This is a genomic window from Kitasatospora sp. NPDC054768 (assembly GCF_053612025.1).
On record NZ_JBSHBN010000055.1, the window covers coordinates 13,003 to 32,378 of the forward strand.

Consider the following 19,376-nt stretch of genomic DNA (forward strand, 5'->3'; position numbering starts at 1 on the left):
CCGCCCGGGGAGCCTCCCTCGGCCGTTCCGGCCCGGAGGGGTCCTCGCGGAAGCCCCTGGCGCAATTCTCCGTACTATGTATAGTGTACTGCGTACGGGATAACGCCCGAACGCCGACGAAAGGGTTCTCCGCCTTGCAGATCACCAGGACCGCCGTCTCCCTGACCGTCGAGGACGTCACCACTTCCGCCGCCTTCCTCCAGCGGCATTTCGGCTACACCGAGGAGATGTCGGCCGACGGCTTCGTCTCGCTCGGACACCCGGGCGGCGGGGTCAACGTCGTCTACCTGCGGCGCGGCCTCGAAGTCCTGCCGGAGGAGCAGCGCCACCGCATCGCGGACGGCGTGATCCTGGCGTTCGTCGTCCAGGACATCGCCGCCGAGGAACGGCGGCTGCGCGCCGAGGGCGTCACGATCACCCTCCCGCTGCGCGAGGAGCCCTGGGGCGAGAAGCTCTTCCAGGTCAGCGACCCGAACGGCGTGGTGGTCGAGCTGGTCGAGTGGGCCGAGCAGTAGGCCACGACGAGCGGCAGGAAATGACGAGCCGCAGGAAATGACGACGGCGCCCCCTGTCCCGGCCGGGACAGGGGGCGCCGCTCGCTCGGACCGGACGGCGGGGCGGTCAGTCCACCGTCCAGGTGTCGTTGCCGGCGAGCAGCGCGGTCAGGTCGCCCTCGCCACGCTGGGTGGCGGCGGTGGCCAGCTGGTCCGCCATCAGCTCGTCGTAGACCGGCCGTTCGACGCTGCGCAGCACGCCGATCGGGGTGTGGTGCAGGGTGTCCGCGTCGGCGATCCGGGAGAGCGCGAAGGCGGCGGCGGGGCCGGCCGCGTGCGCGTCGTGGACCAGGACGTCCGCCTCGTTCTCCGCCGTGACCGGGGCGGTGAACAGCTCGCCGTCCGGCCCCCGGAAGACGCCGTTCGCCAGGTCCGCGCCGAAGCGGACGGGCCGCCCGTGCTCCAGCCGGATCAGCGCCTCGTCCCGGCTGCCGGGGTCCTTCAGCACCTCGAAGGCGCCGTCGTTGAAGATGTTGCAGTTCTGGTAGATCTCCACCAGCGCCGTGCCCCGGTGCTCGGCGGCCGCCCGCAGCACCGACTGGAGGTGCTGGCGGTCCGAGTCGATGGTGCGCGCGACGAAGGTGGCCTCGGCGCCGATCGCCAGCGACAGCGGGTTGAACGGCGCGTCCAGCGAGCCCATCGGGGTGGATTTGGTGATCTTGCCGACCTCGCTGGTCGGCGAGTACTGGCCCTTGGTGAGGCCGTAGATACGGTTGTTGAACAGCAGGATCTTCAGATTGACGTTCCGTCGCAGGGCGTGGATCAGGTGGTTGCCGCCGATCGACAGCGCGTCGCCGTCGCCCGTCACCACCCAGACGCTCAGGTCCTGGCGCGCGGTGGCCAGCCCGGTCGCGATCGCCGGCGCCCGGCCGTGGATCGAGTGCACCCCGTAGGTGTTCATGTAGTACGGGAAGCGCGAGGAGCAGCCGATGCCCGAGACGAACACCGTGTTCTCGCGCTTGATGCCCAGCTCCGGCATGAAGGACTGCACCGCCGCCAGGATCGCGTAGTCCCCGCAGCCGGGGCACCAGCGCACCTCCTGGTCGGTCTTGAAGTCCCGGGCGCTCTGCGGCCCTTCGGCCTTGGGCACCAGCTTCAGGGACGGGAAGGCGTGCTCGCTCATCGGTGGTCCTCCTCGTCCAGGGTGCCGATCGCGGCCCACAGCACGTCCGCCAACTGGGCGGCCTTGAACGGCAGCCCGCGCACCTGGTTGTAGGACTCGGCGTCCACCAGGTACTTCGCCCGCAGCAGCAGGGCCAGCTGCCCCAGGTTCATCTCGGGCACGATGATCTTCTCGTAACTCCGCAGCACCGAGCCCAGGTTGGCCGGGAACGGGTTGAGGTTGCGCAGGTGCGTCTGGGCGACCTCGCCGCCGTCCGCGCGCACCCGGCGCACCGCGGCGGTGATCGGCCCGTAGGTCGAACCCCAGCCGATCACCAGCACCCGGGCGTCGCCGGTCGGGTCGTCCACCTCGACCGGCTTCACCGTGATGCCGTCGATCTTGGCCTGCCGGGTGCGGACCATGAAGTCGTGGTTGGCCGGGTCGTAGGAGATGTTGCCGGTGCCGTCCTGCTTCTCGATGCCGCCGATCCGGTGCTCCAGGCCGGGCGTGCCGGGCACCGCCCAGGGCCTGGCCAGCGTCCGCGGATCGCGCAGGTACGGCCAGAAGGCGCCGTCCTCGCGGTTCGGGCCGGTGGCGAACTGCGGGTCGATCTCCGGCAGTTCGTCGACGGCGGGGATCCGCCAGGGCTCCGAGCCGTTGGCCAGGTAGCCGTCCGAGAGCAGGAACACCGGGGTGCGGTAGGTGACCGCGATCCGGGCCGCCTCCAGCGCCGCGTCGAAGCACTCCGCGGGCGTGGCCGGGGCGACGATCGGCACCGGCGCCTCGCCGTTGCGGCCGAACATCGCCTGCAGCAGGTCCGCCTGCTCGGTCTTGGTCGGCAGGCCGGTGGACGGGCCGCCGCGCTGGATGTCCACGATCAGCAGCGGCAGTTCGAGCGAGACGGCCAGGCCGATCGCCTCCGACTTCAGCGCGACCCCCGGCCCGGAGGTGGTGGTCACCCCGAGCGCCCCGCCGAAGGCGGCCCCGAGCGCGGCGCCGACGCCGGCGATCTCGTCCTCCGCCTGGAAGGTGCGCACCCCGAAGTTCTTGTGCCGGCTCAGCTCGTGCAGCACGTCCGAGGCCGGGGTGATCGGGTACGACCCCAGGTACAGCGGCAGGCCGGAGCGCTTCGCGGCGGCGATCAGCCCGTAGGACAGCGCGAGGTTGCCGGAGATGTTGCGGTAGCGCCCGGCCGGGAGCCTGGCCGGCGGCACCTCGTAGGAGACCGCGAAGGACTCCGTGGTCTCGCCGAAGTTCCAGCCCGCCCGGAAGGCGCTGATGTTCGCCTCGGCGATCTGCGGCTTCTTGGCGAACTTGGTGCGCAGGAACGACTCCGTCCCGTGCGTGGGCCGGTGGTACATCCAGGACAGCAGGCCCAGGGCGAACATGTTCTTCGCCCGCTCCGCGTCCTTGCGGGCCAGGCCGCTGTCCTTGAGCGCCTCCAGGGTCAGCGCGGTCAGCGGCACCTTGTGCAGGTGGAAGCCGTCCAGCGAACCGTCGGTCAGCGGGTCCGCCGGGTAACCGACCTTGGCCAGCGCGCGCTTGGTGAACTCGTCGGTGTTGACGATGATCTCGGCGCCGCGCGGCAGGTCCGGCAGGTTCGCCTTCAGCGCGGCCGGGTTCATCGCGACCAGCACGTTCGGGGCGTCGCCCGGGGTCAGGATGTCGTGGTCCGCGAAGTGCAGTTGGAAGGAGGAGACGCCCGGCAGGGTGCCGGCGGGCGCCCGGATCTCGGCCGGGAAGTTCGGCAGCGTGGACAGGTCGTTGCCGAAGGACGCCGTCTCCGAGGTGAACCGGTCACCGGTCAGCTGCATGCCGTCACCGGAGTCGCCGGCGAAGCGAATGATCACCCGATCGAGTCTGCGGATGGGCTTGCCCGGCTTCACCGGAGGGCCGCCCGGGGCCGGCGGTCCGGCGGGAGCGGCCGCACCCGAGCGCGCGTCACCGTTCCCGGCGCGGGCCTCGTCGCCGTCCGGGCCGTCCACTGCCTCTGACTGATCGACCTGACTGGTCACTGCCGCGGACCTCCTCGTGGGCACACCACCGCGGGCGCGGCCCCGTGCCCCGTCCGCCTGGTGCACCTCTCGCATCCTATGCGGGCCGACACGACGGCGGCCGGAACCACGGCAGCAATTTCACCGGCCCGCGGCCATACCGCACGTGAGCAACAACGCCCGCCCGCCGGAGATCATTCCGGCTCGGGCGGGCGGACGCGAGCACCTCGGAGGCGCATGGCCGAGATGCGCTCCCCGGGGGCGCGCCCCCGGGGAGCCCGGGCGACGGAGCCGGGGCGTCAGGAGTTGAGGTAGGTGAGCACCGCCAGCACCCGGCGGTGGTCCTCCGAGCTCTGAGCCAGCCCCAGCTTGAGGAAGATGTTGCTGACGTGCTTCTCCACCGCGCCGTCGGAGACCACCAGCTGCCTGGCCACCGCCGCGTTGGTGCGGCCCTCCGCCATCAGCCCGAGCACCTCGCGCTCGCGCGGCGTGAGATTGGCCAGAACGTCGCCCTTGCGGCTGCGGCTGAGGAGCTGCTGCACCACCTCCGGGTCCAGCGCCGTGCCGCCATCGGCGACCCGGACCACCGCGTCGGCGAACTCGCGCACCTCGGCGACCCGGTCCTTGAGCAGGTAGCCGACGCCCCGGGTGGAACCGGCCAGCAGCTCGGAGGCGTAGCGCTCCTCCACGAACTGCGACAGCACCAGCACACCCAGCTGCGGGTAACGGCCGCGCAGCTCCACGCAGGCCCGCAGCCCCTCGTCGGTGTGGCTCGGCGGCATCCGCACGTCGGAGACCACGACGTCCGGCAGGGCGTCGGCCGCCGCCAGGTCGTGGATGGTCTTCACCAGGGCTTCGCCGTCCCCGACCCCGGCGACGACCTCCATGCCGCGATCGGTGAGCAGCCGGGTCAGTCCCTCCCTCAGAAGTACGGAGTCCTCGGCGATGACGACGCGACGCATAACGACCTTCCCGGCAGGCGTGTGCTGACGGGAGTCAGTCTCCCCCATCCCGGAGTCAGTGCGGTGGGGGGCCGGGCCCGGCCGCACCGCGGCCCGGCCCGGACGAGCCCGGGGGCTCACATGGTGCGGATCGCCACCGCGTCGCAGAGCCCCTCCAGGGCGGCCTTGGCGGCGCAGTCCGGCAGCGGGGCCAGCAGCGCCCTGGCCTCCTCGGCCCGGCGCAGGGTCTCGGCGCGGGCGCGCTCCAGCGCCGGGTGGGCGCGCAGCAGGCGCAGCGCCTCGGCGTGCAGGTCGTCGTCGGAGAGGTCCTGGTCGAGCAGTTCGCGCAGCCGGGCGTCGGCCGGGTCGGCCGGGTCGACGGGCATCTGCTGCAGCAGCAGGGTCGGCAGGGTCGGCACGCCCTCGCGCAGGTCGGTCCCGGGGGTCTTGCCGGACTCGTGGCCGTCACTGGCGATGTCGAGCACGTCGTCGGCCAGCTGGAAGGCGATGCCGATCCGCTCGCCGAACTCGCCGAGGGTGTCCACCAGCTCGCGCTCGGCACCGGCCATCAGCGCTCCTATCCGGCAGGAGACGGCGATCAGCGAGCCGGTCTTGCCCTCCAGGACGTCCAGGTAGTGCAGCAGCGGGTCCATGTCCTGACCGGGGCCGCGGGTCTCCAGGATCTGCCCGGTCACCAGCCGCTCGAAGGCCTCGGCCTGCATCCGCACGGCCTCCGGGCCGAGATCGGCGAGCACCTGGGAGGCGCGGGAGAACAGGAAGTCGCCGGTGAGGATCGCGACCGAGTTGTCCCAGCGGGAGTTGGCGCTCGGGGCACCCCGGCGCACCGGCGCCTCGTCCATCACGTCGTCGTGGTACAGCGTGGCCAGGTGGGTCAGCTCGACCACCACGGCGGCGGGCACCACGCCGGGCGCCCCCGGGTCGCCGAACTGGGCGGCCAGCAGCAGGAGCAGCGGACGGAAGCGCTTGCCGCCGGCTTCGAGGAGGTGACTGGCGGTGACGGTGATGAACGGGACGTCGCACTTGACGGCCTCGCCGAGCGCCGCCTCCACCGCGTCCAGTCCGGCCTGGACATCCCGGGTCAGGTCGCGGTCCTGCACGCTGAGCCCGAAGGGTTCCACGACGGTCACGAAGACCACTCCTCTGTCCCTGGTCGATCTAGCGGCCTGGTCCCTGAGTGCCGCCGCTGGCCATACAGGCAGGGTATCCGGTCGTGAGTGGATCACTGCACGGGCGTGCGGATCCTGTCATGATCGGGCCTGATGCCCTGGTCAGGGCGGCTGTGCGGGCCGGACGGCGGTGGGGGCGAATTCGGCTGGAAATAAAGGTGGGAGAGCCCTCGGAACTCCCCCGGCCCCGGCTCCCGACAAAGACCCGTCCGGGCCGCGCGGACTGGGCGCGGCCCGGACGGGGCCCTGGTCGGAGGCGGTGCACGCCAGGATCAGCGCACGAACAGCGAGGCCTTGGACGCCAGGTCGAGGAAGTACTGCGGGAGCAGCCCGAGACCCAGTGTGACCAGCACCCCCACCCCGATCGCGGTCGCCGTGAAGGCGCTCGGGATCGCCACCGTGGGGCCGCCCGGCTGCGGGTCCGAGAAGAACATCAGCACGATCACCCGGATGTAGAAGAACGCGGCCACCGCCGAGCTCAGCACACCGACGACCACCAGCGGGGTCGCCCCGCCGCTGGCCGCGGCCTGGAAGACCGCGAACTTCCCGGTGAAGCCGGAGGTCAGCGGAATCCCGGCGAAGGCCAGCAGGAACAGCGCGAACACCGCCGCCACCAGCGGCGAGCGCCGCCCGAGCCCGGCCCAGCTGGACAGGTGGGTCGCCTCGCCCTTGGAGTCGCGCACCAGGGTGACCACGGCGAACGCGCCGAGCGTCACGAAGGAGTACGACAACAGGTAGAACAGCACCGAGGAGATGCCCTGCTTGTTGACGGCGATCACGCCGGTCAGGATGAACCCGGCGTGCGCGATCGAGGAGTACGCCAGCAGGCGCTTGACGTCCTGCTGGGTCACCGCGAGCACCGCGCCCACCACCATGGTGAGGATCGCCACGCCCCACATCACCGGCCGCCAGTCCAGCCGCAGGCCCGGGAAGGCCACGTAGAACAGCCGCAGGAAGGCCCCGAACGCCGCGACCTTGGTGGCCGCCGCCATGAAGCCGGTCACCGGGGTCGGCGCGCCCTGGTAGACGTCCGGGGTCCAGGAGTGGAAGGGGACCGCGGCGACCTTGAACAGCAGGCCGACCGCGAGCATCGCCAGGCCGGTCAGCACCAGCGCGTCGCTCTGGGTGGTGCTCAGCTGCGCGGGGGTGGTCATCGCCTTGCCGGAGATGACGTCCCCGATGTCCCCGAGCTTCACGCTGCCCGCGTAGCCGTACAGCAGCGCGGTCCCGAAGAGGAAGAACGCCGAGGCGAAGGCGCCGAGCAGGAAGTACTTGACCGCGGCCTCCTGGGAGAGCAGCCGGCGGCGTCGGGCCAGCGCGCACAGCAGGTACAGCGGCAGCGAGAAGACCTCCAGCGCCACGAACATGGTCAGCAGGTCGTTGGCGGCGGGGAACAGCAGCATGCCGCCGACCGCGAACATGGTGAGCGGGAAGACCTCGCTGGTGGCGAAGCCGGCCCGGACCGCGGCCCGCTCCTGCTCGCCGCCGGGGGTGGCGGCGGCCTGGGCGGCGAAGGCGTCGGCGGGCAGGCCACCGGCCTTCGGTTCCAGCCTGCGCTCGGCGTAGGTGAGCACCGCGACCACGGAGGCCAGCAGGATCACGCCCTGGAGGAACAGCGCCGGGCCGTCCATCGCGACCGACTCCATGGCCAGCAGGTCGATCCGGGTGAAGCCGTGGCTCTGCACGGCCAGCACCACCACGGCGACGAAGGCGCCGACCAGCCCGGCCAGCGCGAGCGTCACCTGGGTCCAGTGCCGGTACCGGCGGGGCACGAAGGCCTCCACCAGGACGCCGGCCACGGCGGCGGCGAACACCACGAGCATCGGCGAGAGCTGGCCGTACTCGATGTGCGGCGCCGGAATGCTGGGGGTGTTGCCGCCCGCGGCGGCGAGCATCGCGGTGGCGCTCACTTCTGCTCACCTCCTGAGGTGGCGGCGACCGGGTGGGCCGGCGCCGGGTCGGTCTGGTGGATCTGCGAGAGCGTCGCGTTCACCGAGGGGTTGACCAGGTCGGTGAGCGGCTTGGGGTAGACGCCGAGCAGGATGGTCAGCGCCACCAGCGGGCCGACCACGGCGAGTTCCCGGGCCTTGAGGTCGGGCATCGTGCGCACCCCGTCCTTCACCGGGCCGGTCATGGTGCGCTGGTACAGCAGCAGGGCGTACAGCGCGGCCAGCACGATGCCGAAGGTGGCCACGACGCCGATCGCCGGGTAGCGGGTGAAGGTGCCCACGAGCACCAGGAACTCGCTGACGAAGGGGGCGAGCCCGGGCAGCGACAGGGTGGCCAGGCTGCCGATCAGGAACGTCCCGGCGAGCACCGGGGCGACCTTCTGCACACCGCCGTAGTCGGCGATCAGCCGCGAACCGCGACGGGAGATCAGGAAGCCGGCCACCAGCATCCACGCCGCCGTGGACAGGCCGTGGTTGACCATGTAGAGGGTGGCGCCGCTCTGGCCCTGGCTGGTCAGCGCGAAGATGCCCATGATGATGAAGCCGAAGTGCGAGATCGAGGCGTACGCCACCAGGCGCTTGATGTCCTTCTGCCCGACCGCCAGCAGCGCGCCGTAGACGATCCCGATCAGCGCGAGGACCAGGATCGCCGGGGCGAAGGTCTTCGAGGCGTCCGGGAACAGCCCGAGGCAGAAGCGCAGCATCGCGAAGGTGCCGACCTTGTCCACCACGGCGGTGATCAGCACCGCGGTGCCGGCGGTGGACTCGCCCATCGCGTTCGGCAGCCAGGTGTGCAGCGGCCACAGCGGGGCCTTCACCGCGAAGGCGAAGAAGAAGCCCAGGAACAGCGCCTTCTCGGCGGTGCCGGTCAGCTGGAGCCGGCCGTCGGCGATCGCCGAGGTCAGCGTCGGCAGGTCGAAGGTGCCGAAGCCCTGGTCCTGCGCGATCACGTACAGGCCGATCACGGCCGCCAGCATCACCAGGCCGCCGAGCAGGTTGTAGAGCAGGAACTTCACAGCCGCGTAGGAGCGCTGACGCGCCGACTCGGGGCCGCCCGCCCGGTCGCCGAAGCCGCCGATCAGGAAGTACATCGGGATCAGCATGGCTTCGAAGAACACGTAGAAGACGAAGACGTCGGTGGCGTAGAAGGAGACGACCACCATCGCCTCCACCGCCAGGATCAGGGCGAAGAAGCCCTGGGTCCTCCTGCTGTTCTCGAAGGTGCCGTCGGGACCGGCCGGCCCCGGATCGGCGTCGTGCCAGGAGGCGAGGATCACCAACGGCACGAGGACGGCGGTGAGCAGGGCGAGCACCGCACCGATGCCGTCCACGCCGAGCGAGAAGGTGATGCCGAAGGAGCGGATCCAGCTGTACGACTCGTTCAGCTGGAAGCGGGCGCCCTGAGGGTCGAACCGGGTCGCCACCACGGCGGCCAGCACCAGGGTGACGGCCGAGACGCCCAGCGCGACGGCCTTGGTGTTCCGGCGCCGGCTCTCGGAGGACCCGGCCGGCAGCGCCGCGGTCAGCACCGCGCCGGCCGCCGGCACGGCGCAGGTGGCGGTCAGGAGGACGCTCATGCGCCCACCTCGCCGCGCCCGGCAGGGGCGTCCGTCCGCGCGCACCGCTTGACGGTTCGTTCGCTGCGCTCACTCATGGCCTGCCCTCCCAACGGATATCAGGACGAGTCATCACGTGGACCTCATCAGGAGAGTCGTGGCGACCAGCACCAGCGTGCCGCCGAACATGGAGAGCGCGTAGGAGCGGACGTAGCCGTTCTGGATCCGCCGCAGCCGGCCGGAGAGCCCGCCGATCGCGGCGGCCAGGCCGTTGACCACACCGTCCAGGCCGCGGCTGTCGAAGAAGACCAGCGCCGCGGCGAGCGCCGAGCCCGGCCGCACCAGCACCGCGTGGTTGAAGTCGTCCTGCAGCAGGTCCCGGCGGGCGGCCCGGGTGAGCGGGGAGCCGACCGGCGGCACCACCGGGACCGGCGAGCGCCCGTACATCAGGTAGGCGAGGCCGACGCCGGCCAGCATGCAGGCCGTGGTCAGCAGGGTGACGGTCAGCGGGGCGAGCGGGGAGTTGCCCTCCTCGTACCCGGTGACCGGCTCCAGCCACTTCAGGAAGGAGTCGTTGAAGGCGAACAGCCCGCCCGCGAACACCGAGCCGAAGGCCAGCAGGACCATCGGGATCGTCATGGTCCTGGGCGACTCGTGCGGGTGCGGCAGGTCGCCCTCCCCCGCGGCGGAGCCGCCGGTGCCACCGGTGCCACCGGCCGGCTGCCAGCGCTTCTCGCCGAAGAAGGTCAGCAGCATCACCCGGGTCATGTAGAACGCGGTGATCGCCGCGCCGACCAGCGTGCACAGCCCGAGGATCCAGCCCTCGGTGCCGCCCTTGGCGAAGGCCGCCTCGATGATCTTGTCCTTGGAGAAGAAACCGGACAGGCCCGGGAAGCCGATGATCGCCAGGTAGCCGAGGCCGAAGGTGACGAAGGTGACCGGCATGTACGTGCGCAGGCCGCCGTAGTGACGCATGTTCACCTCGTCGTTCATGCCGTGCATGACCGACCCGGCGCCGAGGAACAGCCCGGCCTTGAAGAAGCCGTGGGTCACCAGGTGCATGATCGCGAAGACGTAGCCGATCGGACCGAGCCCGGCCGCCAGCACCATGTAGCCGATCTGCGACATGGTCGAGCCGGCCAGCGCCTTCTTGATGTCGTCCTTGGCGCAACCGACGATCGCACCGAACAGCAGCGTGACCGCGCCGACCACCACCACGGCGGTCTGCGCGTCCGGCGCCAGGTCGAAGATCGCCGAGGAACGGGTGATCAGGTAGACGCCCGCGGTCACCATGGTGGCCGCGTGGATCAGCGCCGACACCGGGGTCGGGCCCTCCATCGCGTCCCCCAGCCAGGACTGCAGCGGCACCTGGGCCGACTTGCCGCAGGCCGCCAGCAGCAGCATCAGGCCGATCGCCGTCAGCTTGCCCTCGCTCGCCTCGTGCGCACCGCCGAAGACGGGGCCGAAGGCGAAGGAGCCGAACTCCGCGAACATCAGCATGATCGCGACGGACAGGCCGATGTCGCCGACCCGGTTGACGATGAAGGCCTTCTTCGCCGCCGTCGCCGCGCTCGGCTTGTGCTGCCAGAAGCCGATCAGGAGGTACGAGGCCAGGCCCACGCCCTCCCAGCCGAAGTACAGCAGCAGGTAGTTGTCCGCGACCACCAGCAGCAGCATGGCGGCCAGGAACAGGTTCAGGTACGCGAAGAAGCGGCGCCGGCGCTCGTCGTGCGCCATGTAGCCCACCGAGTAGAGGTGGATCAGCGTGCCGACGCCGGTGATCAGCAGGACGAAGGTCATCGACAGCTGGTCGAGCAGGAAGGAGAAGTCGGCCTGGAAGCCGTTCACCGGGATCCAGCTGAACAGGTGCACGGTGAGCGCCCGGTTCTCGGCGTCACGGCCGAGCATGTCCGAGAACAGGGCCAGGCCGAAGCCGAACGAGAGCGCCGCGAGCGCGGTGGCCAGCCAGTGGCCGTAGCGGTCCAGCACCCGGCCACCGAGCAGCAGCAGGGCGGCACCGGCCAGTGGAGCCGCCACCAGCAGCGGAATGAGAGAGTTCACCGAAGGTCCTCCGCCTACAGCTTCATCAGGTTGCTGTCGTCGACCGAAGCGGAGTGCCTGGTCCGGAAGATGGAGACGATGATGGCGAGGCCGACCACGACCTCGGCCGCCGCCACCACCATCGTGAAGAACGCGATGATCTGGCCGTCCAGGGTCCCGTGCAGCCGGGAGAAGGTCACCAGGGCGAGGTTCGAGGCGTTCAGCATCAGCTCCACGCACATGAACAGCACGATCGCGTTGCGCCGGATCAGCACCCCGGCCGCGCCGATGGTGAACAACAGGGCCGACAGGTAGAGGTAGTTGACCGGGTTCACTCCGCGCCCTCCTCGCCGGCCGGGTGCTTCACGTTGTTCGCCGGCACCGGCTCGCCGTTCGCCGGCACCGGCTCCAGCGACTTGCGCGGAGCCGTCGCCGCCGGCCGCTCCGAGGACGGACGGCCCAACCAGTCCGCCGTGCTGTTCTCCAGCTCCGCCATCCGCCGCAGCATCGCCTGACTGACGTCCCGGACCTGGCCGCGCTCGCGCAGCGTCGCCATCACCGAGTCCTCGGCGATCGTGCCGTCCGGCAGCAGCGCCGGGACGTCCACCGCGTTGTGCCGCGCGTACACGCCCGGCGCCGGCAGCGGCGGCAGCTGGATGTTGTCCATGATCCGCTGCGCCGCCAGCTCGCGCTGCGTCTTCGGCGCCTTCACGTGCTCCCGGTGGGTCAGCACCATCGCACCGATCGCCGCGGTGATCAGCAGCGCGCCGGTGACCTCGAAGGCCCACACGTACCGGGTGAAGATCAGCCGGGCCAGGCCCGGCACGTTGCCCTCGGCGTTCGCCTCGGACAACCCGGTGAAGTGGTCCAGCTTCGCGTTGGCGATCCCGGCGATCAGCAGCACGCCGAAGCCCAGCCCGCACAGCGCCGCGGCGAACCGCTGGCCCTTCAGCTGCTCCTTCAGCGAATCCTCGCTGGTGACACCGACCAGCATCACCACGAACAGGAACAGCATCATGATCGCGCCGGTGTAGACCACGATCTGCACCACGCCCAGGAACACCGCGCCCTGGGCCATGTAACAGACCGCCAGCGCCAGCATGGTGGCCGCCAGGCAGAGCGCGCTGTGCACGGCCTTGCGCATCAGCACCATGCCGAGCGCGCCGCCGACCGCGATCACCGCGAGCACCCAGAACTGGACGGCCTCACCCGTCGAGGTCGTCCCGGTCGCTTCCGCCAGCCGCGCGATCACTGCTGCACCTCCTGGTCCCGGTCGGTGCGCTCCTGCTGGACCGTGCCCGGCGCCGCCGCGGTGATCTCGCCCCGGTAGTACGCGCCCTCGTCGGTGCCCGGGAAGATCGCGTGCGGGGTGTCGACCATGCCCTCGGACAGGCCCACCAGCAGCTGCTCCTTGGTGAAGATCAGGTCCCGCCGGGAGGAGTCGGCCAGCTCGTACTCGTTGGTCATGGTCAGCGCCCGGGTCGGGCAGGCCTCGATGCACAACCCGCACAGGATGCAGCGGGCGTAGTTGATCTGGTACACCACGCCGTAGCGCTCACCCGGGGAGTAGCGCTCCTCGTCCCGGTTGTCCGCGCCCTCCACGTAGATCGCGTCGGCCGGGCAGGCCCACGCGCACAGCTCGCAGCCGACGCACTTCTCCAGGCCGTCCGGGTGCCGGTTCAGCTGGTGGCGGCCGTGGAAGCGCGGAGCGGTGGGCTTCTTCTGCTCCGGGTACTGCTCGGTGAGCCGCTTCTTGAACATGGCCTTGAAGGTCACGCCGAAGCCGGCGGCCGGGCCGAGGATCGACGGACGGTCGGCCCGTTCGGGGCGACCCGTACGATCGGACTGGTCGGACATCTCGGTTCAGCTCCCTTCGGAATGGTCGGCCCCGTTGAGGGCGTCCTGGAGTTGCTTCGGGGCGCGGCTGCGCCGGCGCGGCACCGGCGGGAGCACCTGGCCGGGCAGCGGCGGGACCGGATAGCCGCCCGCCATCGGGTCGAAATCGGCCTTGGGCGGGGTGACCTCGGGTTCGGGCTGCTTCCTCAGGAAGTCCCGCAGCAGCGCCAGCAGCAGGATCACGCCGACCGGCGCGCCCACGTACAGCACCACCTCGCCGAAGTCGTAGCCCTCGTTGCGCAGCGCCCGCACGCTCGCGATCAGCACCAGCCACACCAGCGAGACCGGGATCAGCACCTTCCAGCCCAGCTTCATGAACTGGTCGTAGCGGAACCGGGGCAGCGTGCCGCGCAGCCAGATGAAGAAGAACAGCAGCAACTGGATCTTCAGCGTGATCCACAGCATCGGCCACCAGCCGTGGTTGGCGCCCTCCCAGAACGTCGACACCGGCCACGGGGCCCGCCAGCCGCCCAGGAAGAGGGTCGAGGCCACCGCCGAGACCGTCACCATGTTCACGTACTCGGCCAGCATGAACATCGCGAACTTCAGCGAGGAGTACTCGGTGTTGAAGCCGCCGACCAGCTCGCCCTCGGCCTCCGGGAGGTCGAACGGCGCCCGGTTGGTCTCGCCGACCATCGCGATGATGTAGACGATGAACGACACCGGCAGCAGCGCCGCGAACCAGGTCGGCTGCTGGTGCGCCACGATCTCCGAGGTCGACATCGAACCCGAGTAGATGAACACCGCCGCGAAGGACAGGCCCATCGCGATCTCGTAGCTGATCATCTGCGCGGACGAGCGCAGCCCGCCCAGCAGCGGGTACGTCGAACCCGAGGACCAGCCCGCCAGCACGATGCCGTAGATGCCCACCGCGGCCGTCGCCAGGACGTACAGCAACGCCACCGGGAAGTCCGTCAGCTGGAGCGGCGTGCGGGTGCCGAAGATCGACACCTCGTTGCCGGCCGGGCCGAACGGGATCACCGCGAAGGCCATGAACGCGGGGATGGCGCAGACGATCGGGGCCAGGATGTAGACCACCTTGTCCGAGCCCTTGACCACCAGGTCTTCCTTCAGCGCCAGCTTCACGCCGTCCGCCAGCGACTGCAGCATGCCCCACGGGCCGTGCCGGTTGGGCCCGATGCGCAGCTGCATCCAGGCCACCACCTTGCGCTCCCAGACGATCGCGATCAGCACCGTCAGGACCAGGAAGGCGAAGCAGAACACCGCCTTCAGCAGCACCAGCCACCACGGGTCCTGCCCGAAGAAGTGGAGCGTCTCGTACGGCTGCGGAGTCATCGGTCCTCCCCTTCTCCCGCGGTCCCGTCCACGGTCGAACCGGCCGGGGCCTGCGCCCGGGCCGACTCGTCCTGTTCCTGCTCGTCCTGCGCCGACCGGTCGGGTGTGGCCCGGGCCTGTCCCGCCCCGTCCTGTGCCGCCCCGTCCTGTGTCGTCGGGCCGGGATCGACCTCGACCTCGACCGCGGGCTCGGGCTCGGGCTCCGCCTCGGCCGCGGCGATCGTGACCAGGTGGCCGACGGTAGTGCCGAGCGCGCGCGGGGCACCGCCCGGAGTGGAGCCGAGCGGGACCCAGACCGTGCGGTCCGGGATCGAGTCGGTGACCTCCAGCGGCAGGGTCAGCGATCCGGCCGGGCCGGTCAGCCGCAGGGCCCCGGCCGCCACCGCGCCGATCTCCTTGGCCGTCTCCGCCGAGATCCGGGCCACCGCCCGGTGCCGGGTGCCCGCCAGGTGCGGATCCCCCTGCTGCAGCGCACCGTTGTCCAGCAGCAGCCGCCAACCCGCCAGCACCGCCTGGCCGGCGGCCGGCCGGGGCAGCGGGCCGGGGTGGGCCGCCGGGTCGGCCGTGCGGTCGCCCTCCCAGGGGGCGAAGCGGTCCAGCTCCAGCCGGGCCGCCCGGACGTCCGGCAGTCCCAGCCGCCCGCCCAACGCGTCCGCCAGCATGCTCAGCACCCGCAGGTCCGGCTGGAGGTGACGGCCCATCTGCTGGTCCGGCTTGAGCGCGGCCTCGAACATCCGCACCCGGCCCTCCCAGTCCAGGAAGGTGCCGGCCTTCTCCGCCGCCGCAGCCACCGGCAGCACCACGTCGGCGCGCGCCGTCACCGCCGAGGGCCGCAGCTCCAGCGACACCAGGAACGGCACCGCCGCCAGCGCCTCGTCGGCCAGCACGGGGTCCGGCAGGTCGTCCGGATCCACGCCGCCGACCAGCAGCGCGTCCAGCTCTCCGGCCACGACCGCCGCCAGGATCCCGTCGGTGTCCCGGCCCGGCCGGGACGGCAGCTCGGCCCCGCCCCACAGCGCGGCCGCCTCCGACCGGGCCGCCGCGACGGCCACCGGACGGCCGCCGGGCAGCAGGCCCGGCAGCGCGCCCGCCTCCACGGCCCCGCGCTCACCGGCCCGGCGCGGCACCCAGGCGAGCTTGGCGCCGGTCGCGTGCGCCAGGCGCAGCACCGCCGTCGGCCCGCCCGGGACGGCGGCCAGCCGCTCGCCCACCAGGATCACCGCACCCGGGGTGCGCAGCAGTTCCGCCGCCCGGCCCGCGTCGTCGTTCAGCGGCTCGTCCGCCGCCAGCGCCGCGAACCACTCCGGCTCGGTGCCGGGGGCGGCCGGCAGCAGCGCGCCGCGCAGCTTCGCCAGGCCCCGGGAACCGAACGCGGCCACCGAGAACACCTTCAGGCCCGTCGCCCTGGTCGCCTTGCGCAACCGCAGGAAGACGATCGGCGACTCCTCCTCCGGCTCGAAGCCCGCCAGCAGCACCGCAGGCGCCCGGTCGAGGTCCTCGTACGCCACACCGGCGCCGTTCACGTCGACGCCCCGCCCGGCCACCGCCGCGGCCAGGAAGTCCGCCTCCTCACCGCTGTGCGGGCGGGCCCGGAAGTCCACGTCGTTGGTGCCCAGCACCACCCGAGCGAACTTCCCGTACGCGTAGGCGTCCTCGACCGTCACCCGGCCGCCGGCCAGCACCCCGGTCCGGGCCCCGCGCAGCCCCTCGGCCGCCCGGGCCAGCGCCTCCGGCCAGGAGACCGGCACCAGCTCGCCGTCCACCCGCACCAGCGGGGTGGTCAGCCGGTCGCGCTGCTGGGCGTAGCGGAAGGCGAAGCGGCCCTTGTCGCAGTTCCACTCCTCGTTCACCGCCGGGTCCTCGCCCGCCAGCCGGCGCAGCACCTTGCCGCGCCGGTGGTCGGTGCGCTGCGCGCAGCCCGAGGCGCAGTGCTCGCACACGCTCGGCGAGGAGACCAGGTCGAAGGGACGCGAGCGGAACCGGTACGCCGCCGAGGTCAGCGCGCCCACCGGGCAGATCTGGATGGTGTTCCCGGAGAAGTACGACTCGAAGTCGTCGCCCTCGCCGGTGCCGACCTGCTGCAGTGCCCCGCGCTCCACCAGGTCGATGAACGGGTCCCCGGCGATCTGCTGCGAGAAGCGGGTGCAGCGCGCGCACAGCACGCAGCGCTCGCGGTCCAGCAGCACCTGGCTGCTGATCGGCACCGGCTTCTCGTAGGTGCGCTTCATCCCCTCGAAACGGGAGTCGGCGGCGCCGCTGGTCATCGCCTGGTTCTGCAGCGGGCACTCGCCGCCCTTGTCGCAGACCGGGCAGTCCAGCGGGTGGTTGATCAGCAGCAGCTCCATCACGCCGCGCTGGGCCTTCTCGGCCACCGGCGAGCTGAGCTGGGTGCGCACCACCATGCCCTCGGCCACCGGAACGGTGCAGGAGGCGACCGGCTTGCGCTGGCCCTCGATCTCGACGATGCACTGGCGGCAGGCACCGGCCGGATCGAGCAGCGGGTGGTCGCAGAAGCGCGGGATCTGGGTGCCGATGGTCTCGGCGGCCCGGATCACCAACGTTCCCTTGGGGACCCGCACTTCGACGCCGTCGATGGTGAGCGTGACCAGTTCGACCGCGGTCTCGGAGGCGGTTGGCTCTGTGATCGTCACGCGTGCACCTCCCTTTCGGTGGCGGACTGGTGGCCGGGGCGGGGGCCGTCGGCCCAGACGGTGGAGGCTGCCGGGTCGAACGGGCAGCGGCGCTCGGCCAGGTGCTGCTCGTACTCGGCCCGGAAGTGCTGGAGCGAGGAGACGATCGGGCTGGCCGCGCCGTCGCCCAGGGCACAGAAGGACTTGCCGTTGATGTTGTCGGCGATGTCGAGGAGCTTCTCCAGGTCCCCGTCGACGCCCTCGCCCGCCTCGATCCGCTGGAGCAGCTGGACCAGCCAGTAGGTGCCCTCGCGGCAGGGGGTGCACTTGCCGCAGGACTCGTGGGCGTAGAACTCCGTCCAGCGGGTGACGGCCCGCACCACGCAGGTGGTCTCGTCGAAGACCTGGAGCGCCTTGGTGCCGAGCATCGAGCCGGCCGCGCCGACGCCCTCGTAGTCCAGCGGGACGTCGAGGTGCTCGTCGGTGAACATCGGGGTGGAGGAGCCGCCCGGGGTCCAGAACTTCAGCCGGTGCCCGGGGCGGATGCCGCCGCTGAGGTCGAGCAGCTGGCGCAGCGTGATGCCGAGCGGGGCCTCGTACTGGCCGGGGTTGGTGACGTGGCCGGAGAGCGAGTAGAGCGTGAAGCCGGGGGACTTCTCGGTGCCCAGGGCCTTGAACCACTCCTTGCCGCGGGACAGGATCGGCGGCACCGAGGCGATCGACTCGACGTTGTTGACCACCGTCGGGCAGGCGTACAGGCCGGCGATCGCCGGGAACGGGGGCCGCAGCCTCGGCTGGCCGCGGCGGCCCTCCAGCGAGTCCAGCAGCGCCGTCTCCTCGCCGCAGATGTAGGCGCCGGCCCCGGCGTGCACGGTGATGTCGAGGTCGATCCCCGAGCCGAGGATGTTCCGGCCCAGCAGCCCGGCCCCGTACGCCTCGGCGACGGCCGCGTGCAGCCGGCGCAGCACCGGGACGACCTCGCCGCGCAGGTAGATGAAGGCGTGGTCGCAGCGGATCGCGTAGGAGGCGATGATCATGCCCTCGATCAGCGCGTGCGGGTTGGCGAACAGCAGCGGGATGTCCTTGCAGGTGCCCGGCTCGGACTCGTCCGCGTTGACCACCAGGTAGTGCGGCTTGCCGTCGTTCTGGGGGATGAACTGCCACTTCATGCCGGTCGGGAAGCCTGCGCCGCCGCGGCCGCGCAGGCCGGCCTCCTTGACCAGGGCGATCACGTCGTCCGGCGGCATGGCGAGGGCCGCCTTGAGGCCCTCGTAGCCGTGGTGGCGGCGGTAGGTGTCGAGCGTCCAGGGGCGGCTGTCGTCCCAGGAGTCGGACAGGACCGGGGTGAGCAGCTTCTCGGCCGGCTCGGCGGAGGTCATCACGCTTCGCTCCCTTCCTGGCCCTTGCCCGCCTGGCCGTTGTTCGTCTGGCTGTTGCTCGCCTGGGGGTTGCTTGCCGGGCCGTTGCTCGCCTGGCCGTTGCTCGCCTGGCCGCTGCCCTCGTGGCGGGGGGACGCGGGGCGGGGGGAGACCACCTTGGTGCCGGCGGTGCCGGGCAGCGCCTCGCCGCGGGCCAGCCGCAGACCGGCCAGGGACGGCGCGCCGCCGGCTCCGGACTCGTCGTTGGCGCCCGGACGCTCGTCCGGGAAGCCGGCCAGGATCCGGGCGGTCTCCTTGAAGCCGCACAGCCGGGCACCGCGGGTGGGCCGGACCTCACGGCCGGCGCGCAGGTCGTCGACCAGCTGCCGGGCGCTCTCCGGGGTCTGGTTGTCGAAGAACTCCCAGTTGACCATCACCACGGGCGCGTAGTCGCAGGCCGCGTTGCACTCGATGTGCTCGATCGAGACCTCGCCGTCCTCGGTGGTCTCGTTGTTGCGGACACCCAGGTGCTCCTGGAGCTCGGCGAAGATCTGGTCGCCGCCGAGCACCGCGCACAGCGTGTTGGTGCAGACCCCGACGTGGTACTTCCCGGCCGGGCGGCGCCGGTACATGGTGTAGAAGGTCGCGACCGCGGTGACCTCGGCGGTGGTGAGGTCCAGCTGCTCGGCGCAGAAGCGCATCCCGGTCGGGCTGACGAAGCCCTCCTCGGCCTGCACCAGGTGCAGCAGCGGCAGCAGCGCCGAGCGGGGCTGCGGGTAGCGGGCGATCAGCTCGGCGGCGTCGGCGGCCAGCCTGGCGTGCACCTCCTCGGAGTACGGTGCGGCCGGCAGTGCCGGCAGTCCGAGTTCGACG

General features: G+C 71.6%; 14 protein-coding genes and 1 pseudogene. 1 reads left to right on the plus strand and 14 read right to left on the minus strand.

The genetic code is table 11. The features are described from left to right. The first annotated feature begins 134 nt into the window (after positions 1-134). Positions 135-515: a VOC family protein gene (locus ACWGKU_RS18490; RefSeq protein ID WP_380538453.1), complete on the plus strand. Its 381-nt coding sequence runs from the start codon at positions 135-137 to the stop codon at positions 513-515. Between the two features lie 106 nt (positions 516-621). Here ACWGKU_RS18490 and ACWGKU_RS18495 read toward each other — a convergent pair whose 3' ends face one another. From ACWGKU_RS18495 to nuoE, 14 genes and pseudogenes are all read right to left on the minus strand, one after another. Then, positions 622-1,677 carry a 2-oxoacid:ferredoxin oxidoreductase subunit beta gene (locus ACWGKU_RS18495; protein WP_401054562.1) on the minus strand — a complete coding sequence of 352 codons (1,056 nt, stop codon included), beginning with the start codon at positions 1,675-1,677 and terminating at the stop codon, positions 622-624. Then, on the minus strand, positions 1,674-3,671 hold the full coding sequence (locus ACWGKU_RS18500; RefSeq protein WP_380351861.1) for a 2-oxoacid:acceptor oxidoreductase subunit alpha: 1,998 nt from the start codon (positions 3,669-3,671) through the stop codon (positions 1,674-1,676). Before ACWGKU_RS18500 ends, ACWGKU_RS18495 begins: the two co-directional genes overlap by 4 nt. 278 nt (positions 3,672-3,949) lie before the next feature. Continuing rightward, positions 3,950-4,612: a response regulator gene (locus tag ACWGKU_RS18505; RefSeq protein WP_380538449.1), complete on the minus strand. Its 663-nt coding sequence runs from the start codon at positions 4,610-4,612 to the stop codon at positions 3,950-3,952. 116 nt (positions 4,613-4,728) lie between these two features. Next, a complete protein-coding gene (locus ACWGKU_RS18510; protein ID WP_359902275.1) occupies positions 4,729-5,739 on the minus strand; it encodes a polyprenyl synthetase family protein in 1,011 nt (336 codons plus the stop codon). A 311-nt stretch (positions 5,740-6,050) separates the two neighbouring features. Beyond that, entirely contained in the window at positions 6,051-7,673 is a 1,623-nt protein-coding gene (gene nuoN, locus ACWGKU_RS18515; protein WP_401044033.1) for an NADH-quinone oxidoreductase subunit NuoN, read from the minus strand. An 11-nt stretch (positions 7,674-7,684) separates the two neighbouring features. Beyond that, positions 7,685-9,304 carry an NADH-quinone oxidoreductase subunit M gene (locus ACWGKU_RS18520; protein ID WP_380538445.1) on the minus strand — a complete coding sequence of 540 codons (1,620 nt, stop codon included), beginning with the start codon at positions 9,302-9,304 and terminating at the stop codon, positions 7,685-7,687. A gap of 111 nt (positions 9,305-9,415) precedes the next feature. After that, positions 9,416-11,344 carry an NADH-quinone oxidoreductase subunit L gene (gene nuoL, locus ACWGKU_RS18525; RefSeq protein ID WP_452179479.1) on the minus strand — a complete coding sequence of 643 codons (1,929 nt, stop codon included), beginning with the start codon at positions 11,342-11,344 and terminating at the stop codon, positions 9,416-9,418. Between the two features lie 14 nt (positions 11,345-11,358). Beyond that, entirely contained in the window at positions 11,359-11,658 is a 300-nt protein-coding gene (nuoK, locus tag ACWGKU_RS18530; protein WP_195911268.1) for an NADH-quinone oxidoreductase subunit NuoK, read from the minus strand. After that, positions 11,655-12,572 carry an NADH-quinone oxidoreductase subunit J gene (locus ACWGKU_RS18535; RefSeq protein ID WP_401044036.1) on the minus strand — a complete coding sequence of 306 codons (918 nt, stop codon included), beginning with the start codon at positions 12,570-12,572 and terminating at the stop codon, positions 11,655-11,657. Before ACWGKU_RS18535 ends, nuoK begins: the two co-directional genes overlap by 4 nt. After that, a complete protein-coding gene (gene nuoI, locus ACWGKU_RS18540) occupies positions 12,572-13,180 on the minus strand; it encodes an NADH-quinone oxidoreductase subunit NuoI (RefSeq protein ID WP_401044021.1) in 609 nt (202 codons plus the stop codon). Before nuoI ends, ACWGKU_RS18535 begins: the two co-directional genes overlap by 1 nt. 6 nt (positions 13,181-13,186) lie before the next feature. Next, on the minus strand, positions 13,187-14,515 hold the full coding sequence (nuoH, locus tag ACWGKU_RS18545) for an NADH-quinone oxidoreductase subunit NuoH (protein WP_359902264.1): 1,329 nt from the start codon (positions 14,513-14,515) through the stop codon (positions 13,187-13,189). Positions 14,516-14,688: 173 nt separating this feature from the next. Then, positions 14,689-17,166: pseudogene (locus tag ACWGKU_RS18550) on the minus strand (NADH-quinone oxidoreductase subunit G); the annotation flags it as partial. After that, complete coding sequence (gene nuoF, locus ACWGKU_RS18555) at positions 17,163-18,524, minus strand: NADH-quinone oxidoreductase subunit NuoF (RefSeq protein WP_452179478.1); 1,362 nt, start codon at positions 18,522-18,524, stop codon at positions 17,163-17,165. The pseudogene ACWGKU_RS18550 and the gene nuoF, both read right to left, overlap by 4 nt. Then, complete coding sequence (gene nuoE / locus ACWGKU_RS18560; protein WP_452179480.1) at positions 18,524-19,363, minus strand: NADH-quinone oxidoreductase subunit NuoE; 840 nt, start codon at positions 19,361-19,363, stop codon at positions 18,524-18,526. The genes nuoF and nuoE overlap by 1 nt, the downstream gene beginning before the upstream one ends. Positions 19,364-19,376 lie beyond the last annotated feature (13 nt).